18 protein-coding genes are annotated in these 18,989 nt (G+C 70.3%); 14 read left to right on the top strand and 4 right to left on the bottom strand.

Annotated elements, in window-relative coordinates; genetic code table 11:
- Positions 1-17: 17 nt before the first annotated feature.
- Complete coding sequence (locus AC3IF3_RS06680; protein WP_489220205.1) at positions 18-923, top strand: class I SAM-dependent methyltransferase; 906 nt, start codon at positions 18-20, stop codon at positions 921-923.
- A complete protein-coding gene (locus AC3IF3_RS06675) occupies positions 920-1,657 on the top strand; it encodes a pseudouridine synthase (RefSeq protein ID WP_489227920.1) in 738 nt (245 codons plus the stop codon). Before AC3IF3_RS06680 ends, AC3IF3_RS06675 begins: the two co-directional genes overlap by 4 nt.
- A 25-nt stretch (positions 1,658-1,682) precedes the next feature.
- Here AC3IF3_RS06675 and AC3IF3_RS06670 read toward each other — a convergent pair whose 3' ends face one another.
- Positions 1,683-1,931 (bottom strand): hypothetical protein, encoded by a 249-nt coding sequence (locus tag AC3IF3_RS06670; RefSeq protein ID WP_489227918.1) that lies wholly within the window; start codon positions 1,929-1,931, stop codon positions 1,683-1,685.
- A 235-nt stretch (positions 1,932-2,166) separates the two neighbouring features.
- On the opposite strand from AC3IF3_RS06670, the gene AC3IF3_RS06665 reads away from it, so the two are divergent.
- From AC3IF3_RS06665 to AC3IF3_RS06655, 3 genes are all read left to right on the top strand, one after another.
- Complete coding sequence (locus tag AC3IF3_RS06665) at positions 2,167-3,234, top strand: 30S ribosomal protein S2 (protein WP_243969209.1); 1,068 nt, start codon at positions 2,167-2,169, stop codon at positions 3,232-3,234.
- Between the two features lie 117 nt (positions 3,235-3,351).
- Positions 3,352-4,278, top strand: a complete 927-nt coding sequence (gene tsf / locus AC3IF3_RS06660) for a translation elongation factor Ts (RefSeq protein ID WP_489227917.1) — start codon at positions 3,352-3,354, stop codon at positions 4,276-4,278.
- Between the two features lie 101 nt (positions 4,279-4,379).
- Positions 4,380-4,526 carry a hypothetical protein gene (locus AC3IF3_RS06655; protein WP_489220201.1) on the top strand — a complete coding sequence of 49 codons (147 nt, stop codon included), beginning with the start codon at positions 4,380-4,382 and terminating at the stop codon, positions 4,524-4,526.
- On the opposite strand, the gene AC3IF3_RS06650 is transcribed toward AC3IF3_RS06655, so the two are convergent.
- Both AC3IF3_RS06650 and AC3IF3_RS06645 read right to left on the bottom strand, forming a co-directional pair.
- The gene (locus AC3IF3_RS06650) at positions 4,483-5,370 is read right to left on the bottom strand and encodes a metallophosphoesterase family protein (protein ID WP_489227916.1); all 888 of its coding nucleotides are present in this window, start codon (positions 5,368-5,370) and stop codon (positions 4,483-4,485) included. The genes AC3IF3_RS06655 and AC3IF3_RS06650 overlap by 44 nt on opposite strands.
- A complete protein-coding gene (locus AC3IF3_RS06645) occupies positions 5,367-6,299 on the bottom strand; it encodes a diacylglycerol/lipid kinase family protein (protein WP_489227915.1) in 933 nt (310 codons plus the stop codon). Before AC3IF3_RS06645 ends, AC3IF3_RS06650 begins: the two co-directional genes overlap by 4 nt.
- 176 nt (positions 6,300-6,475) lie before the next feature.
- Between AC3IF3_RS06645 and pyrH the strand changes: the two genes are divergently transcribed.
- From pyrH to dxr, 4 genes are all read left to right on the top strand, one after another.
- Positions 6,476-7,198 (top strand): UMP kinase, encoded by a 723-nt coding sequence (gene pyrH / locus AC3IF3_RS06640; RefSeq protein WP_243969200.1) that lies wholly within the window; start codon positions 6,476-6,478, stop codon positions 7,196-7,198.
- Positions 7,199-7,319: 121 nt separating this feature from the next.
- Positions 7,320-7,883: a ribosome recycling factor gene (gene frr, locus AC3IF3_RS06635; protein ID WP_243969198.1), complete on the top strand. Its 564-nt coding sequence runs from the start codon at positions 7,320-7,322 to the stop codon at positions 7,881-7,883.
- A 19-nt stretch (positions 7,884-7,902) separates the two neighbouring features.
- Positions 7,903-8,760, top strand: a complete 858-nt coding sequence (locus tag AC3IF3_RS06630; protein ID WP_243969196.1) for a phosphatidate cytidylyltransferase — start codon at positions 7,903-7,905, stop codon at positions 8,758-8,760.
- Between the two features lie 19 nt (positions 8,761-8,779).
- Positions 8,780-9,958, top strand: a complete 1,179-nt coding sequence (gene dxr, locus AC3IF3_RS06625; protein WP_489220198.1) for a 1-deoxy-D-xylulose-5-phosphate reductoisomerase — start codon at positions 8,780-8,782, stop codon at positions 9,956-9,958.
- 12 nt (positions 9,959-9,970) lie between these two features.
- Here dxr and AC3IF3_RS06620 read toward each other — a convergent pair whose 3' ends face one another.
- A complete protein-coding gene (locus AC3IF3_RS06620) occupies positions 9,971-10,609 on the bottom strand; it encodes a TetR/AcrR family transcriptional regulator (RefSeq protein ID WP_489220197.1) in 639 nt (212 codons plus the stop codon).
- 139 nt (positions 10,610-10,748) lie between these two features.
- Between AC3IF3_RS06620 and AC3IF3_RS06615 the strand changes: the two genes are divergently transcribed.
- The 5 genes from AC3IF3_RS06615 (at position 10,749) to lpxD (ending at position 18,987) form a co-directional block, all read left to right on the top strand.
- Complete coding sequence (locus tag AC3IF3_RS06615) at positions 10,749-11,984, top strand: HlyD family secretion protein (RefSeq protein WP_489220196.1); 1,236 nt, start codon at positions 10,749-10,751, stop codon at positions 11,982-11,984.
- An 8-nt stretch (positions 11,985-11,992) separates the two neighbouring features.
- On the top strand, positions 11,993-13,579 hold the full coding sequence (locus AC3IF3_RS06610) for a DHA2 family efflux MFS transporter permease subunit (protein WP_489220195.1): 1,587 nt from the start codon (positions 11,993-11,995) through the stop codon (positions 13,577-13,579).
- A gap of 136 nt (positions 13,580-13,715) precedes the next feature.
- Positions 13,716-14,870: a M50 family metallopeptidase gene (locus tag AC3IF3_RS06605; protein ID WP_243969188.1), complete on the top strand. Its 1,155-nt coding sequence runs from the start codon at positions 13,716-13,718 to the stop codon at positions 14,868-14,870.
- A 435-nt stretch (positions 14,871-15,305) separates the two neighbouring features.
- Positions 15,306-17,876: an outer membrane protein assembly factor BamA gene (gene bamA / locus AC3IF3_RS06600; RefSeq protein WP_243969186.1), complete on the top strand. Its 2,571-nt coding sequence runs from the start codon at positions 15,306-15,308 to the stop codon at positions 17,874-17,876.
- A gap of 52 nt (positions 17,877-17,928) precedes the next feature.
- Positions 17,929-18,987 carry a UDP-3-O-(3-hydroxymyristoyl)glucosamine N-acyltransferase gene (gene lpxD, locus AC3IF3_RS06595; protein ID WP_243969184.1) on the top strand — a complete coding sequence of 353 codons (1,059 nt, stop codon included), beginning with the start codon at positions 17,929-17,931 and terminating at the stop codon, positions 18,985-18,987.
- The last annotated feature ends 2 nt before the right edge of the window (positions 18,988-18,989 follow it).

The following is an 18,989-nucleotide window of genomic DNA, read 5'->3' as shown; positions in this document are numbered from 1 at the left end:
CAACTTTCGAATCATTCATGCGACATGCCGTATACGGCCTGCCGCCGGTGGATCTCGCCGAGGTCCCCGGCGATGCCGTTCAGGTTTCCCCTCTGATTCCCGGCGCCTCCCGGTTGGAGGATCTGACCGAGAACAGCCTCGACACCGCCACGATCCTCGCTCCGCCCGGAACGGTGGAGCGGCGCTACGTGCTGGCGCAGGTGCTGCGGGCGCTGGGACCCGGCGGCCGGATGATCGCCCTGGCGCCGAAGGACAAGGGCGGCACCCGCTTGGCCAAGGAACTCGGCACCTTCGGCTGCGCCGCCGCCGATCAGCCGCGGCGCCATCATCGGATCTGCGTGGCCGATCGGCCGCCCGAGCCGGCCGGGATCGCCGAGGCGATCGACGCGGGCGCCCCCCGCCACGTCGACAACCTCGCCCTGTGCACGCAGCCCGGCATCTTCTCCTGGGACCGGCTCGATCCCGGCACGGCGCTGCTCCTGAGCACCCTGCCGGCGTTGAAGGGGCGCGGGGCCGATTTCGGCTGCGGCCTCGGGATCCTGGCCCGGGCGGTCCTGTCCTCGGAGGCGGTGACCGCGATGACCCTCGTGGAGATCGACCGCCGCGCCGTGGAGATGGCCCGCCGCAACGTCGCCGATCCGCGGGCGACGATCCTCTGGGCCGATATCCGGACACCCGGTCTGGAACTCGGCGACCTGAACTTCGTCGTCACCAACCCGCCCTTCCACGAGGGCGGCGCCGAGGATCAAGCCCTCGGCCGGGCCTTCATCGCCCGGGCCGTCGAGGCCCTGAGGCCCGGCGGTACGCTGTGGCTCGTGGCCAACGCGCACCTGCCCTACGAGGCGCCCCTGCGCGCGGCCTTCCGCACCGTCGCCGTGGCCGCGCAGGCGAACGGGTACCGGGTCTACGAGGCGCGCCGGTGAGCGCGAAGGCCGTCCGCCTGGACAAGCTGCTCGCCAATCTCGGCTACGGCTCCCGACGGGAGATCCAGGGGCTGGCCCGCGCCGGCGCGATCCGCCTCGACGGCGCCGCGCTGGCGGATGCCGGCGACCGGATCGCCCTCGACCCGGATCTCCCGGACCGCCTGACGGTCGATGGCGCGCGCCTGGACCCGCTGCCCGGCCTGTGCCTGATGCTGCACAAGCCCCTCGGCGTCACCTGCTCGCACAAGGAAGCCGGCCCGCTGGTCTATGGGCTGCTGCCCGAGCGCTGGCGCCGCCGCGACCCGCCGCTCTCCACGGTCGGCCGTCTCGACAAGGACACCTCGGGCCTGCTGCTGCTCACCGACGACGGCGCCCTGCTGCACCGGATCATCAGCCCGAAGGCCCATGTGGCGAAGCGCTACCGGGTCACCCTCGACCGGCCGCTGGCGGGGACCGAGGCGGCGCTCTTCGCCTCGGGGAGCCTGATGCTGGAGGGCGAGGAGCGGCCGCTGCTGCCGGTGCGGCTCGACGTCGAGGACGCCACGCAGTGCGCGGTGACGCTGACGGAGGGCCGCTACCATCAGGTCCGCCGGATGTTCGCCGCCGTCGGCAACCACGTCACGGCACTCCACCGGGACCGGGTCGGCGGCCTCGACCTGCCGGCGGATCTGGCGGCGGGGGCTTATCGGGTGGTGACAGCCAGCGATGTTGCGGCGCTGTTCGCGGGCGAATGAGGAGCGCCGCCGACGATCTGCGGCTTCAAGGGAGCGATCGGGCGAGGGCGACCACGGCGCCGATGACCGCGAGCGTCTGAAAGCCGATCAATCCGGCGACCGGGCGCACGATCCCGGCCCGGGTCTCGGCCAGTTCGGCACGCAGATCGGCCTTCGTGACCAGATCGCCCTGGAGCGCTTCGGCCATGGCATCGGCCAATCCCTCGGCCTGCCCGGGGGAGAGCTTGGCCTTGTCCCGGAGCGTCCGGGCGCATTTCAGCGTGTCGAAGGCCACGGCAACCCTATCGTGTCTGATCGAGCTTGGAGGCGCCGGGCTGCAAGCTCCCGGCGGTGCCATCCCGTTCCGCGTCACCCGAATCCTTGCGTCCGGCCCCCGGCTCTGCTATGCGCCCGCCCATCCCACACGCGGAGCCGGCCTCATGCCTGAATGAGGCGTTTCCGGTGGTCGCCCGACAGCGTCGGGCGGCTGCATCCCTCCGCGGCGGATCCAACCGGAGAGTACACACAGCATGGCCGTCGATTTCTCTATGCGTCAGCTCCTCGAAGCGGGCGCCCATTTCGGTCACCAGTCGCACCGCTGGAACCCGAAGATGCAGCCGTACATTTTCGGTACGCGCAACAACATCCACATCATCGATCTGGCCCAGACCGTGCCGGCGCTGCACACGGCGCTGCAGGCGGTGAGCGACACCGTCGCCAAGGGCGGCCGCGTGCTGTTCGTCGGCACCAAGCGCCAGGCGGCCGACACGATCGCCGAGGCGGCCAAGCGCTCGGCCCAGTACTACGTCAACTCCCGCTGGCTGGGCGGCATGCTCACCAATTGGAAGACGATCTCGGGCTCGATCTCGCGCCTGCGCAAGGTTTCCGAGACGCTGGAGACCGGCGGCCCGGGCCTGACCAAGAAGGAGCGCCTGATGCTCTCCCGCGAGAAGGAGAAGCTCGAGAAGGCGCTGGGCGGCATCAAGGACATGGGCGGCGTGCCGGACCTGCTGTTCGTGATCGACACCAACAAGGAGCAGCTGGCGATTAAGGAGGCGAACCGCCTCGGGATCCCGGTGGCCGCCATCGTCGACACCAACTGCAACCCGGACGGCATCACCCACATCGTGCCGGCCAACGACGATGCCGGCCGCGCCATCGCGCTCTATTGCGACCTGATCGCCAAGGCGGCCATCGACGGCATCTCCCGCGCCCAGGGCTCGTCCGGCATGGATCTCGGCGCCTCCGAGGAGCCGATGGCCGAGGCGCTGCCGGCCAATGACGACGGGGCCGTCACGGTCGAGTCCGACGCCCTCGACCCGGCCGACGTGGCGATGCTCGCCGAGACGACCGAGCATTTCGAACTACTCGCCGCCCCGCGCGGCGCCCCGGACGACCTGACCAAGCTCAACGGCGCCGGACCGCAGATCGTGCAGAAGCTCAACGATGCCGGCATCTACCATTACTGGCAGATCGCCGCGATGACGCCCGAGGATGTCACCAAGGTCGATCACGACCTGAAGCTCAACGGCCGCATCGATCGCGATTCGTGGGTCTCGCAGGCCCGGGGCTTCGTCGAGGCCGCCGCGGCGGTCTGATCCAGCGGGTACGTCGCGGCGGCACCGTCATCGGGCCGTCGCGGATTCGGCATACCGGGCCCGGCCGCTCACCCGCGCGCCGGGCCTCTCTCATCCAGATCTACGAAAGGGACCGCCATGGCCAACATCACCGCCGCGATGGTGAAGGAGCTCCGGGAGAAGACCGGCGCCGGCATGATGGACTGCAAGGGTGCGCTTAACGAGACGCAGGGCGACATCGAGGCCGCCATCGACTGGCTGCGCAAGAAGGGCCTCGCCAAGGCCGCCAAGAAGGCCGGCCGCGTCGCCGCCGAGGGCCTTGTGGCCGTCGAGTCCGCCGGCCATCACGCCGCGGTGGTCGAGGTGAATTCCGAGACCGACTTCGTCGCCCGCAACGACGCCTTCCAGGCCTTCGTCCGCGAGGCCGCCAAGATCGCCCTGAACACCGACGGCACGCTGGAGGGGCTTCAGGCCGCCCATTTCCCGGGCGCCAGCGAGACGGTCTCGGAGAAGCTGCAGGCCCTGATCGCCACCATCGGCGAGAACATGAACCTGCGCCGGGTCGCCAAGCTCGAGGTGAAGAAGGGCGTGATCGCCTCCTACGTGCACAACCAGATCTCCGAGGGGCTCGGCAAGATCGGCGTGCTCGTGGCCCTCGAATCCGAGGGTGACGTCGACGCCCTCTCGACGCTCGGCCGCCAGATCGCCATGCACGTCGCCGCGACCAACCCGGTGGCCCTCGACGCCTCGGGCGTCGACACCACCACGGTGGAGCGCGAGTCGAACATCCTGCGCGAGAAGAACGCCAGCAAGCCGGACCACGTGCTCGCCAAGATCATCGAGAGCGGCCTGAAGAGCTACTACAAGGAGGTCACCCTCCTGGAGCAGCCCTTCGTGCATGACGGCTCGAAGACGGTGAGCCAGGTGCTGAAGGAAGCCGGCTCCAAGGTCGGCGGTCCGGTGACCCTGACGGGTTTCGTCCGCTACGCGCTGGGCGAGGGCATCGAGAAGGAAGACGGTCCGGACTTCGCCACCGAGGTCGCCCAGCAGGCCGGCCGCGCCTGATTTTTCCGGACCGCTCGCCCGGTCCGAGGATCCGGAAAAACCCCGTCCGGCGCGCGCCGGGCGGGGTTTTTCGTTGGATGGCACCGGGGATACGATGAAGCGTGCTGCAGCGCACACCCGATCTCGCGGATGCGCACTACCTTGGCGGCATGGCTCTGAAACCCTTCTCCTATCTCATGATCGGCGTGTTCGCGTCCGGTCTCGTCATGACCGTCCTCGGCGCCGTCGGCGTCCTGGCGGGAAGTTGAAATCTGGCGCCGGCGTGTGGGTCTGCACGCATGCCGGCGCCGCATCGGTCCAGGCGCGTCCGTCCCAGATCCGGACCGAGATGGCGGCGCAGCCCCCGTCCACGGTGATGCGGTTATAGGCGTTCGGCTCATTCCCGCGCAGGCGGGTGGAGGTCGCCGAGCCCGCTTGGACCGCGAGCAACTGTCCCCGGCGGACCCGCAGCGCACCCCGATCCACCACCGCCGTATCCGGTTCGTCCCCGCCCACGAAGCGCGCGTAGTGGCGATGCAGGTGCCCGGACAGGGTCAGCCCGACCCCGCAGCGGCGGAAGGACGCCAGTGCCAGGTCGGCACGCCCCACGAGCCGGGCTTCCTCGTCCCAGGGCGGCGGCATGAACGGGTGATGGCCGACCACAATCTTGAACAGCTGCCCGGGCATCGAAGCGAAGCGCGCCTCGGTGCGGGCGATCTGGCTGGGGCGGATCATCCCCTGCGACCAGTCCCGCTCGGGGGCCCAGCGCCGAACCGTATTGAGGCAGACGACACCGATCTCCGCATCCGCAAAACACGGCTCCGTGTCCGGCGCGATGGCCTGCCGGTAGCGGGTGAACGGCCGGAGGAAGCGCTGCGGCAGGTGATAGGGCGAGATATCGTGGTTGCCCGGCACGCCGATCCAGGGCGGCGCGAGGCGGTCCAGGAAGGCGCGGGCCTGCGCGAATTCTAGGGGCCGCGCCGCCATGGTGAAGTCCCCCGAGGCGACGATCAGGTCCGGTGCGTCCCCGTTCAGCTCGTCGACCAGGGCCTCGACCACGGCCGGGTCGGTCCGGCCGAAATGGAGGTCGGAGATGTGACTGATCCGCCTCATGCGCCCCCGACCTCGTCCTCGAAGCGCGGTCCGGCCTCGTCCGTGCGGGGCACGATCACCGTCAGCGCGTGACGGCGGATCCGGTAGCGCAGGGGCGTCGGGATCAGCAGCACCTCGCCGTCGTTCATGACCCGCAGCGCCTGCCTGCGCGAGCCGATGGTCAGGTCGCTCACCGGCAGCCGCTCGACCTCGGGAAGCCGGCGCCAATCGCCCAGCGCGAAGCCGAGGGCGAGCCGAAGGCTGCGCCAGACCGACAGGTCGGCGAGGACGTAGAGCGTCAGCCGGCCGGCGTCGATCGGCGCCCGCAGCAGCACCTGGCCCGGCCGTTCGACATAGTCGCCGACCACCACCGCCATCAGCCGCACCCGCAGCCGGCGCGCCGTCCCGTCGATCAGCCCGGTCACGGTGAGCCGCGGATAGCGGCCGAGATGGCGCGGCATCCCGATCGCCCAGCGCAGGAGCGTGCGGAAAGCCCGGCGCTCGCGATGCGCCTCCCGGTGGCGGGCGACCCGGGCCGGCATGCCGAGCACCGAATTGATCACGAAGGTCCGGCCGTTCACGTCGCCGACATCGATCGGGCGCCGCACGCCCGCAACGAGATTGGCGATGGCGCCGTCGAGGTCGAGGGGCAGGCCGAGATCCTTGGCCAGCAGGTTCATGGTGCCGAGCGGCAGGATGCCGAGCGGCGTCGCGTGCCCGACCAGGGCCGCGGCCGCACAGGCGACCGTGCCGTCGCCCCCGGCCACCACCACCGCGTCGATCCCCGGCTCGGCCACGGCGGCGGCGATGCGCGCCGGCAGGGAGGCCCCCCGGTCGGCCTCGCCCAAAGCCTCGATCCCCGCGGCGGCAAGACGCGCCCGGATCGCCTCCGGCGCCGCGCCGGCGCCGACGCTGCCCGATGCGGTATTGATCACCAGTGCGATGCGCATGGTTGTCCCGGGATGGTCGATCCGGCCCGCTTTGCCAGGGCTGCACGTCGTTCCCGTGTCGGTCGCGATTCGACCGACGATCCCCGCCGAATGGCGCAGCGCCCCTCGACGCCGCTCCCGCGCCTGACGTAGAAGCCTCCCGGTTTGCGCGATGCGGGACGGGGTCGGAGATCGAGATGCCGGAGACGACGCCGTTTCGCCGAATCCTCCTGAAGCTGTCGGGCGAGGCGCTCGCCGCCCCCGACGGCTACTGGCTGCATCCGCCGACGCTGGCGGCGCTCGCCGAGGACATCGCCCGCACCATCGAGACCGGCGCCGAGATCGCCATCGTGGTCGGCGGCGGCAACATGATCCGCGGAGCGACGATCTCCGCGGCCGGCTGGATCGACCGGGCCACCGGGGATTCCCTCGGGATGATGGCGACCGTGATGAACTCACTCGCCATCGAGACCGCGCTCAACGCCGCGGGCGTCCCGGCGCGGACCATGTCGGCGGTGTCGATGCCGACCATCTGCGAGACCTATGCCCGCCAGCCGGCCCTGCATCACCTCGACAAGGGCCAGGTCGTGGTCCTCGCCGGGGGCACCGGCAACCCGTTCTTCACCACCGACACCGCCGCGGTGCTGCGCGCGGCCGAACTGCGCTGCGACGCCGTGCTCAAGGCGACGCAGGTCGACGGCGTCTACTCGGCCGATCCCAAGACGGACCCGAACGCCACCCGCTACGACCGCCTGACCCATGACGAGGCGATCGCCCGCGACCTCAAGGTGATGGACACCGCCGCCTTCGCCCTGGCCCGGGAGAGCCGGCTGTCGATCGTGGTCGGCTCGCTCCATCCGCCGAGTTCCATCGCGGCGATCCTGTCCGGGGCGGCGCCCTCGACCCTGGTCTCGCCCTGACGGGCTTCGCAGGCGGGATCCGGACCCCGCGAGGTTTGCGGCCCTGAACAAATTCGTCCATTGAGGCCGCCACCGCCCGCGCCGGGCTCAAGACAACGTCAGACGTGTCGGGACGACCATCATGGCCACACCGGAATTCGACCTCAACGACATCAAGCGCCGGATGCAGGGCGCGGTCGCCTCGCTCTCGAAGGACCTCGGCTCCCTGCGCACCGGGCGCGCCACGCCGTCCCTGGTCGATCCGATCCAGGTCGATGCCTACGGCTCGCTGATGCCGATGGCCCAGGTCGCCACCGTGAGCGTGCCGGAGCCCCGGCTCCTGTCGATCTCGGTCTGGGACCGCAGCATGGTCACGGCCGTCGAGAAGGCGATCCGCGAATCCGATCTCGGCCTCAACCCGCAGACCGAGGGCCAGACCATCCGGCTGCGCATCCCCGAGATGAACGAGCAGCGCCGCAAGGAGATGGTCAAGGTCGCCCACAAATACACCGAGGAGGCTCGCGTCGCCGTGCGCCACGTCCGCCGGGACGGGCTCGACCACCTCAAGAAGCTCCTGAAGGACAGCGCCATCTCGGAGGACGACGAGAAGCGCCAGGCCGCCGACGTGCAGAAGGCGACCGACCAGTTCATCGCCGAGATCGACGGCGTGCTGGCCTCCAAGGAGAAGGAGATCATGCAGGTCTGAGTTGGCCGGCGAGGCGCGCGTGACCTCCGCGGCGGCACCGGCCGCGCGTCCGAAGGGACGGCGCGAGCTGTGGCTTCGCGTCGCCTCGGGCCTCGTGCTCGGGACCGGCGTTCTGGCTGCCCTGGTCTATGGCGGTTGGCCCTTCGCGGGGATCTGGCTCGCCGCTGGCATCGTCGGCTTCGCCGAGTGGATGGTGATGAGCCGCACCGAGCCGCGGGAGGTGCTGATCGCGCTGGGGGCTGCGACCCTCGCCGCCCTGCTGCTCTGCGCGCGCGGCGGCGCCCCGGCGCCCGCCTGCCTCGCCGTCCTGATCCTCGGCGCCGCGGCCTGTGCCACGGTGGCACGGACCGGCCGGGGGCGGCTGCGGGCGCTTGTCGGGATCCTTGGCGCGGGGGCGATCGCAGCTGTGCCGGTCGCCCTGCGCGACGATCCTGCCATCGGCCTTGTCGGCCCGGCCTGGATGTTTGCCGTGGTCTGGTCCACGGACATCGCCGCCTATTTCGCCGGCCGGAAGATCGGCGGCCCCAAGCTGATGCCCCGGGTCTCGCCCAATAAGACGTGGTCGGGGGCGCTGGGCGGTCTGATCGGCGCGGTCGCGGCCGGGACGCTGGTGCCGGTCGTCGCCGACCTCGCCGGGATGACCCTGCCGAGCACCGCCTCCCTGCCGGTGGTGGCCGGCGTGAGCGCGCTCGCCTCCGTCCTGAGTCAGGCGGGCGATCTCATCGAATCCGGTCTCAAGCGCCGCTACGGCGTGAAGGATTCCGGAAAGCTCATCCCGGGCCATGGGGGGGTCATGGACCGGCTCGACGGATTTTTCGCCGTCGCCCTGTTGGCGGCGCTGTACCTGGCCCTGCGCGGCGGCGGCCTGATCGCGTGACGACGAGGGAGTTGAACCCGTGAGCCAGATCGTCACCGTCTTCGGCGCCACCGGCTCGATCGGGCGCTCCACCGCCGACCTGCTCGCCCAGCACGCGGACCGGTTCCGGGTCGGTGCGCTGGTGGGCGGCAAGGATCCCGTCGCCCTGGCCAAGATGGCCCGCGACCTGAACGCGTCCTTCGCGGCCCTCGCCGACGAATCCGCTGGGCCCGCGCTCGCCGAGGCCCTGTCGGGCTCCGGCATCCCCAGCGGCGCGGGGGAGGGGGCCGTCATGGAGGCGGTCGCCCGGGACGCCGACATCGTGGTGGCGGCGGTGAGCGGGGCTGCGGGCCTGAAATCGACCCACGCGGCGCTCCGTCTCGGGCGTACGGTCGCGCTCGCCAACAAGGAGAGCCTCGTCTGCGCCGGCGACGCCTTCATGCGCGACGCGGCGCGCTACGGCGCCACGATCCTGCCGATGGATTCCGAGCACGACGCCCTGAACCAGGCGCTCGCCGGACGGCCGCTGGCCGACGTCCGTACCATGATGATCACGGCCTCGGGTGGCCCGTTCCGGACCTGGACCCGCGAGCGAATCGCCGCCGCCTCCGCCACCGAGGCCGCCGCCCATCCGACCTGGTCGATGGGCATGAAGATCAACATCGATTCCGCAAGCCTGATGAACAAGGGCCTCGAGCTGATCGAGGCGCACCACCTGTTCGGGATCGAGCCCGAACGCCTCGACGTCGTCGTGCACCCGCAATCGGTCATCCATGGGATGGTCTACTGGCTGGACGGGGCCGTGACCGCCGAGCTGGCGCTGCCCGACATGCGCGTGCCGATCTCGCACTGCCTCGGTCTCGGCGACCGGCTGACCATCGCCCGCGGCCGGCCCCTCGACCTCGTCAAGCTCGGATCGCTGACCTTCGAGGCCGCGGACGAGGACCGCTTCCCCTGCCTGCGGATCGCCCGGGCCGCCCTGGCGGCCGGCGGCGCGGCGCCGACCGTGATGAACGCCGCCAACGAGATCGCGGTGGCGGCCTTCATCGCCGGCCGGATCGGCTTCTACGGGATCAGCGACCTCGTCGAGCGGGCCTGCGCCCACTTCGCCGGCCCGTACGGGACCGCGCCGGCCGACGTGGACGAGGCGCTCGCCATCGACGCTCATGTCCGGGTCTGGAGCACCGAGGCCCTGCCGGAGCTGCGCGCCGCGGGTTGAGAGCGGCGCGGGTCAGGGCGTCGGCCCGTATCCGGCCAGGAACATCCGCACCGCCTCGTCCACCTGGTGCTGCCGGCCGGCCGCGTCGGCGATGCCGCCCGCGCCGAACAGGAGTCGTGTCAGCAGGCCGGCTTGGCAGAGATGCAGGAAATGGCGGGCGGCAAGTTCCGTGTCGGCGATCCGCAGCCGACCGGCCTGGACCTGCGCGTCGAGATAACCCGACAGACGCTCGACGCCGCAGGCCGGCCCGGCCTCGTAATAGACCTGCCCGAAGCGTGGGAACTTCTCGCTGGCCCCGATCACCATGCGGACCAGGGAGACGTGTTCCGGCCGGCACATCTCGCTGAGGAAGCTCACGCCGAGCCGGTTCAGCACCCCCGGGACGTCGGGATCGTCCGCGTCGAGGGTGAACAGCGCCTCGGCCAGGCGGCTCTTCTCCTGAATGGTCAGCGCCTCGAACAACGCCTCCTTGCTGTCGAAATAGACGTAGAGCGTGCCCTTGGAGACCCCCGCGGCCCGGGCGATCTCGCCCATGCTGGCCCCGTCGAACCCGGACCCCAGGAACACCCGGCGGGCGCCGTCGAGGATCTGCCAACGCTTGTCGCCCTCGTGCTGGGCCTGTCCCCGCTCCAGCACCGCACCCTGAGCCATGGTTTCGCTCCGCGTCCGAGACGCTGTCACGCTTGACCGAACCGTTCGGTCAACGTAACCTGAGGCGGATCCGGAGTCGCGTCAAGGCGCTGCCGAATTTTTGACCGAACGGTTCGGTCACTATCCGTGAGGTGGTGCGATGTCTCTTCGCGAGGAGGCCGATCGGCCGTCCCCCACCGGCGAATGCGGTGACGAGACGCGCGCCGAGACCGCGACACCGCGTGCACCTGCCCCCGTCGCGCCAGAGCCGACCGTGCCCGTCGTGGATGCGGCCCCCGCCCGCAAGCGCCCGCTCCGGCGGGTCGTCCTGCTCGCCGCGCTGGCGGCCGCGCTCGGCATCGGGTCGTCTGTCGGCTGGCAATGGTGGACGGTCGGACGCTTCTTCGTCGCGACCGACGATGCCTACGTGCAGGCCGACATCTCGGTTCTCGCCGCGAAGGTCTCGGGCTACCTCGAATCCGTCCCGGTGGTGAACGGCGTGTCGGTCAAGAAGGGCGACGTGATCGCCAAGCTCGACGACGGCGATTACCGCCTCGCCCTCCAGGCCGCGCAGGACAAGCTCGCCACCCAGGAGAGCACCATCGCCCGGATCGCCCGGCAGGCCGAGGCGGCCCAGGCTCAGGTCGCCCAGGCCGCCGCGCAGCTCGACGCGACCCGGGCCGACGCCGTCCGGGCCCAGGCGGATTTCGCCCGGTCGATGCAGATGCAGGCGGATTACGTCGCCAAGTCGCGCATCGACCAGACCCGCGCCGACCGCGACCGGACCGAGGCCTCGGTGAAGGCCATGGAGGCCGGCCTCGCCGCCGCGCGGGCCAATGTCGACGTCCTCCAGGCGCAGAAGCGCGAAGCCGAGAGCGTGGCGGCGGAGCTGCGCACCGCCGTCGACCGGGCCCGCCGCGACCTCGACTTCTCGGTGATCCGCGCGCCCTTCGACGGGGTCGTCGGCAACAAGGCCGTGGAGGCCGGCGCCTACGTCGCGCCCGGGACCCGGATCGCCGCCCTCGTGCCGCTCCAGAGCGTGCACATCGACGCGAACTTCAAGGAGACCCAGGTCCAGCGCATGCGCCCGGGCCAGCCGGTGACGGTCACGGTCGACGCCTATCCGGACCGGGAGATCCAGGGGGTGGTGGAATCGTTCTCGCCGGCCTCCGGGTCGGTGTTCAGCCTTCTGCCGCCCGACAACGCCACCGGCAACTTCACCAAGATCGTTCAGCGCCTGCCGGTGCGGGTGCGCGTGCCCGAGGCGGTGGCCCGCGAGGGCCTGCTGCGGCCGGGCCTGTCGGCGGTGGTGCGGGTCGATACCCGCGCCGGCGCGGACCGCTCGGTCCTCGACCGGGCCGCCGCCGGGCCGCCGGTCAGCACCGCGCTCCGCTGAGCCGGTCCATGGCCGCCACCGCCGCCCTGACGCCCGGCGCGCCGGCCCGCGCCGCCGAGCCACCCCTCGACCGCCGCCGCATGGTGGCGTTCGTCTGCATGGTTTTCGGGATGTTCATGGCGATCCTGGACATCCAGATCGTCTCGGCCTCCCTGAACGAGATCCAGGCCGGCCTGTCGGCCTCGGGCGACGAGATCCCCTGGGTGCAGACCAGCTACCTCATCGCCGAGGTGATCTCGATCCCGCTCTCCGGCACCCTGTCGCGGGTGCTCTCGACCCGCTGGATGTTCGCGATCTCGGCGGGCGGCTTCACGCTGATGAGCCTGATGTGCGCCACCTCCACGTCGATCGGCGAGATGATCGTCTGGCGGGCCGCGCAGGGCTTCATCGGCGGCGGCATGATCCCGACCGTGTTCGCGGCCGCCTTCACGATATTCCCGCCCTCGAAGCGCACCATCGTCTCGCCGATGATCGGCCTCGTGGCGACCCTGGCGCCGACCATCGGCCCCACGGTCGGCGGCTACCTGACCGACCTGATGTCCTGGCACTGGCTGTTCCTGATCAACGTCGTGCCCGGCATCTTCGTCACGGTCTCGACCTGGATCCTGGTTGATTTCGACAAGCCCAACCACGCGCTCCTGCAGGCCTTCGACTGGCTGGGCCTGGTCTTCATGGCGGGCTTCCTGGGCTGCCTCGAATACGTGCTGGAGGAGGGCCCGAACCACGATTGGCTGCAGGACGAGGCGGTGTTCGCCTGCGCGGTGATCTGCGGCGTCTCGGGTCTGCTGTTCTTCTGGCGGGTGTTCACGGCGAAGCAGCCGATCGTGGACCTGCGCGCCTTCTCCGACCGCAACTTCGCCAGCGGCTGCGTCGCGAGCTTCGTCCTGGGCATCGGGCTCTACGGGCTCACCTACATCTACCCGGTCTATCTCGCCCGGGTGCGCGGCTACTCGGCGCTGATGATCGGCGAGACGATGTTCGTCTCCGGGCTATTCATGTTCATCACCGCGCCGATCGCCGGCCGGCTCTCGGGCAAGCTCGACCCGCGGATCATGATGGGGCTCGGCTTCGCGGGCTTCGCCTGCGGCACCTGGATCGTCACCGGCCTCACCAAGGATTGGGACTTCTGGGAACTGCTGCTGCCGCAGATCCTGCGCGGCTGCTCGCTCATGCTGTGCATGATCCCGATCAACAACATCGCGCTGGGCACCCTGCCGCCGGCCCGGATGAAGAATGCCTCCGGCCTGTTCAACCTCACCCGCAACCTCGGCGGCGCCGTCGGTCTCGCCCTGATCAACACGGTCCTGAACGACCGGTGGGACCTGCATCTCGCCCGGTTGCACGAGCGCTTCAGCTGGACGAGCACCGCCGCACTTGAGCGCCTCGACAGCCTCCAGCGCGGCTTCGAATCCTTCGGCAGCGCCGCCCCCGATATGGCGCTGAAGGCCATGACCAACACGGTCCGGATCCAGGGCCTGGTGATGGCCTTCGAGGACGTGTTCCTCGCCCTCACTGTGCTGTTCCTGGCGATGGCCTGCGCGGTGCCGCTGGTCCGGCGCCCGCGCGGGGGACCCGGGGGCGGCGGGGGCCACTGACGGCCCAGCCCCCCGGGGGCCGCGACGCTGCGCGATCCCGCGCAGGATTGCGTTGGCGGTGCGCCCCCCCGATCTGCTAGGATGTCGGGATGTGCCGGAGCGGGATACCGGCGCCAAGGCGGCCAGGGATCGGCTTATGGACTTCCTCAACGCGATGGGCGGCACCGCCGGTGGCTTCTTCGGCGCCCTGATCCCGTTCCTGTTCGTGCTCACCGTCGTGGTGTTCGTGCACGAGATGGGCCACTTCCTGGTCGGCCGCTGGTGCGGCGTCGGCGTCCACGCCTTCTCCCTCGGTTTCGGGCCGGAACTGTTCGGCTTCAACGACCGCCGCGGCACCCGCTGGAAGCTCTGTGCGATCCCCCTCGGCGGCTATGTGAAGTTCCACGGCGACGTGAACGGGGCGAGCATGCCCGACCCCGAGGCCGTCGCCCGGATGAGCCCGCAGGAGCGGGCGATCAGCTTCCCGACCCAGCCCGTGGCCAAGCGCGCCGCGATCGTCGCCGCCGGCCCGGTGGCGAATTTCATCCTGGCGATCCTGCTCTTCGCCGGCGCGATCTGGCTCGGCGGACGCTACGAATTGCCCGCCCGGGTTTCCTCGGTGGAGCCGGGCAGCGTCGCCGCCCAGGCCGGGTTCCAGCCGGGCGACGTGATCACCGCCATCGACGGTGAAACGATCGGCGACTTCAACGCCATGTATCGGACGGTGACGGGCAGCGCCGGGACGCCGCTGACCTTTACGGTGGAGCGCGACGATCACCCGATCACCATCCAGGCGACCCCCGCCACCTTCGAGGAGAAGACGCCGTTCGGCCGCCACCGGATCGGCCGGCTGGGCATCCGCTCGCCGGCCGGGTCCGAGGCCCGCCTCGTGCGCTACGGGCCCGTCGAGTCCCTGAACCTCGGCGTGAAGGAGACCTACTTCGTCGTCGAGCGGACCTTCTCGTATCTCGGCAAGCTCGCCACCGGCCGCGAATCCGCCGACCAGCTCTCGGGTCCGATCGGCATCGCCCGCGTCTCCGGCGAGGTCGCCAAGACCGGCGGCGTCGGCGGCCTCGTCGGGCTGATCGCGCTCTTATCGGTCTCGATCGGCCTGCTGAACCTGTTCCCGGTGCCGCTGCTCGATGGCGGCCACCTGCTGTTCTACGCCTTCGAGGTGGTCCGGGGCCGCCCGCTCAGCGAGCGCGCCCAGGAGATCGGCTTCCGCATCGGCCTCGCCCTGGTCCTGATGCTGATGCTGTTCGCCGCCTGGAACGACATCCTCAACCTCGGCGCGTCCTGGCGGAACACCTGATCCGGAGGCGTTGCGGACCGGCGGGCGGCGCCTGGGGATCCTGTCCGATCTCCACCGGAAACGATGCCTGATTCCCGCCGCGATCCGGCCCCGAAGCCGCCCGATCTCGGCCCCGCCGACGGGTCAAAATCCGGTTAACAGGCCGTGACCGCGTTCGCCTGCGGGCGTGAAAAATCGCGCTGCGGCAGGTGTTTACGCGGCGTTTACCACGATCCGCCGTTTGCCGACCGACGGGGCGCTTCGTTAAGTGGCGCGAAGGCCACGACCCCCCAAAATCCCCTGACGATGGCCTCCCGCGCGTTTGCTTGGCAGGGGAATCCCGCTAAGAGCTACGCTTGGACCGAAGCCACGCTTGGACCAGGTGATCAGGACGGCCGACCAACGGTCGCCTGTGACGGGCTAACCCCCGCGACCAGAACAGAAACGGGCGATTGCATGATGTCGTTGACGGGGAAGCACCGACGCAAGTCGGTGCGGAGAACCATCGTCCTAGTCACTGCTGGTCTTGGCGTCGTCCTGGGCGGGGCGGCCCAGGCGCAGCAGATCGTCGTCCAGGGCAACCAGCGCGTCGACGCCGATACGGTCCGGTCCTACGTGACCGGCACGGCGTCGGGTTCGGCCGAGGAGGCCCGCCGCAATCTGCTGGCGAGCGGCATGTTCTCGGACGTGAAGGTCGCCCAGTCGGGCGGGCGCACGGTGGTCACCGTCCGCGAGAACAACCTGATCAACCGCGTGGTCTTCGAGGGCAACAAGAAGATCGAGAAGGCGACCCTGGAGGGCGTGGTCGAGGCCAAGGCCCGCGGCCCCTACAGCGAGGCGATCGTCAACGCCGATCTGGCGCGCATCCGCGACGTCTACAAGCGCTTCGGCCGCGGCACCGCCAAGGTGACCTACCGCACCGTCGACCTGCCCAACGGCCGCGTCGACGTGATCTACCAGGTCGACGAGGGCGACAAGACCGGCATCATCTCGATCAACTTCGTCGGCAACAACGCCTATTCGGACCGGACCCTGAAGGGGCTGATGAGCTCCTCGGAGATGAACTTCCTGTCGTTCATCAAGACCTCCGACGTCTACGATCCGGACCGCATCACCAACGACCTCGACCAGGTGCGCCGCTACTACCTGAAGAACGGCTACGCCGATTTCCAAGTGGTGAGCGCCGACGCCCGCTACGTCGAGGGCGAGTCCTCCGGCTACGTCATCACCGTCACGGTGAACGAGGGCGAGCAGTACAAGGTCGGCGCGGTCCAGGTCGATACGCGCCTGCCCGGGCTCGATACCGCCCGGCTCGACGGCGGCATCACGGCCGCCGTGGGTGACGTCTACAACGCCGACGATGTCGAGAAGACGCTGAACAACGTCACCCGCGAGGTGAACCGCGCGGGCTACCCGTTCGCGCAGGTCCGCCCGACCGGCCAGCGCGACCCGGCGACCCACCAGGTCTCCCTGGGCTTCGTGGTCGAGGACGGCCCGCACGTCTACGTCGAGCGCATCAACATCCGGGGCAACACCCGCACCCGCGACTACGTCATCCGCCGCGAACTCGATATCGCCGAGGGCGACGCCTACAATCGCGTGCTCACCGACCGCGCCGAGCGGCGCCTGAACGGGCTGGGCTTCTTCAAGAAGGTCCGCTTCTCCAACGAGCCGGGCTCGGCCCCGGACCGGGTGGTGATCAACATCGACGTTGAGGATCAGCCCACGGGCTCGTTCTCGGTGGCCGGTGGCTACTCCACCCAGGACGGCATCATCGGCGAGGTGTCGGTCTCCGAGTCGAACTTCCTCGGCCGCGGCCAGTATGTCCGCCTCGCGGGCACCGGCGGCCAGTACTCGCGCGGCGTCGACTTCTCGTTCACCGAGCCGTACTTCCTCGGCTACCGCCTCGCAGCCGGCTTCGACGCCTTCTACAAGTACTCCGACCTGACCCGGTACTCGCGCTACGAGACCACGGTCTATGGCGGGCAGCTCCGCCTCGGCCTGCCGATCACCGAGGAGTTCGGCGTCACGCTGCGCTACTCGCTGTACAACACCGAGCTGAAGGTGCCGAACACCCTGAAGCGGCCGTACAACGACTGCTCGGTGCCGATCCCCGGCTACACCGCCACCTACGCTGCGGGCACGATCGACCCAAATACGGGCCGCAACATCGGCGGGCAGGCGCTCTACCCGAACTGCGCCTATGACGGCGAGGCCTCGATCGCCATCAAGGGCTCGCAGGGCAACACGCTGACCTCCCTGGCCGGCCTGACGCTCGCATACTCGACCCTCGACGTCGTCGGTGCGCCCCATAACGGCCTCTACGCCGAGCTGAAGCCCGACGTCGCCGGCCTCGGCGGCGACTCCAAGTTCTTCCGCGTGACCGCCGATGCGCGCTACTACAAGGAGCTCTTCGAGGACGTGATCGGCTTCGTCCGGTTCCAGGGCGGCCACATCCAGTCGATCAACGGCCAGCCCCTGCGGGTCACCGACGAGTTCTTCCTCGGCCCGTCGCTGGTCCGCGGCTTCGCGCCGAACGGCATCGGTCCGCGCGACGTCGGCATCGCCGACGCCCGCTCGAACGCGATCGGCGGCTCGACCTATATCGGCGGTACCCTCGAAGTGCAGTTCCCGCTGCCGGGCGTCCCGCGCGACCTGGGCCTGAAGGGCGCGCTCTTCGCCGATGCCGGCACGCTGTTCGGCTACCACAGCAAGCGCAGCTTCGACGTGAACGGCGACGGGTTCATCAACGGCACCGCGCCGCAGACCGGAAAGTGCAACTTCTCGGCCTTCACCATCGGCGTCGAGCCGGAATGCGTGAACGTCCGCGACACCGCCGCGATCCGCTCCTCGGTGGGCGCGTCCATCCTGTGGAACTCGCCGCTCGGCCCGATCCGCTTCGACTACGCCTACGCCCTGACGAAGGACGAGGGTCAGTCCGTGTACGTGCCGCTGCTCAACAAGATCGGGCATATCGGCAAGGATCAGACCCAGGCGTTCCGCTTCTCCGGCGGCTCGCGCTTCTGATCAAAATCTCAAGCGCGCCGGCCGGATGACCCGGGCCGGCGCGTTATCGCGCATGACCGACCTCATCTTCTTCGCCGCCGCGGCAGATCTGACCCTCGCGGAGATCGCGGGGGTCGCCGGCGCCGCCCTCCCGGAGGGCGCCGATCCGCAAGCTCGGCTCGTCGGTGCGGCGCCCCTGGAAAATGCGGGGCCGCAGCACCTCGCCTACATGGACAATGCCCGCTACGGCGATGCACTGGCCACGACCCGGGCGGGCGCCTGCCTGGTCTCGCCACGCTTCGTGGCCCGGTGCCCGGCCGGGACCGTCGCCCTGGTCAGCCGCGATCCCTACCGCGCCTACGCCACGCTGCTCGGGCGCCTTCACCCCGACGCCCTGCGTCCCGGCTCGCAATTCGCCGCCCGCGGCATCGCCCCGGGGGCCCATGTCCATCCGGAAGCCCGGCTCGAGGACGGCGTCACGGTCGATCCGGGTGCGGTGATCGGCCCGGGCGCCGAGATCGGGGCGGGGACGGTGGTCGGTCCGAACGCGGTGATCGGCCCGGGCGTGCGCATCGGGCGCGACTGCGCGATCGGCGCCGGCACGACCCTCAGCCACGCCCTGCTGGGGAACCGGGTGATCCTCCACCCGGGGGCGCGGCTCGGCCAGGACGGGTTCGGCTTCGCCATGGGCGCGACGCATCTCAAGGTCCCGCAGATCGGCCGGGTGATCGTGCAGGACGATGTCGAGATCGGCGCCAACACCACGATCGACCGGGGCGCCTCGCGCGATACGGTGATCGGGGAGGGGACCAAGATCGACAACCTCGTGCAGATTGCCCACAACGTCGTCATCGGGCGCCACTGCGTGATCGTGTCCGGGGTCGGCATCTCCGGCTCGACCACGCTGGAGGATTACGTGGTCCTCGGCGGGCAGGTCGGGGTGGTGGGCCATCTGCGCATCGGACGCGGCGCGCAGATCGCCGGCTCGTCCAACGTCAACCGCGACGTGCCCCCGGGCAGCCGCTGGGGCGGGACGCCGGCCAAGCCGGTCCGGGCCTGGTTCCGCGAGCTGACGACGCTGGCGCGCCTCGCCGAGCGCTCCGGGAAGGCCCCGGCGGAGGACGAGGCCTGAGC

It is taken from the genome of Methylobacterium sp. J-118 (genome assembly GCF_057836565.1).
The sequence above is the reverse complement of the archived record's forward strand: the minus strand, read 5'-3'. Positions and strand labels throughout refer to the sequence as shown.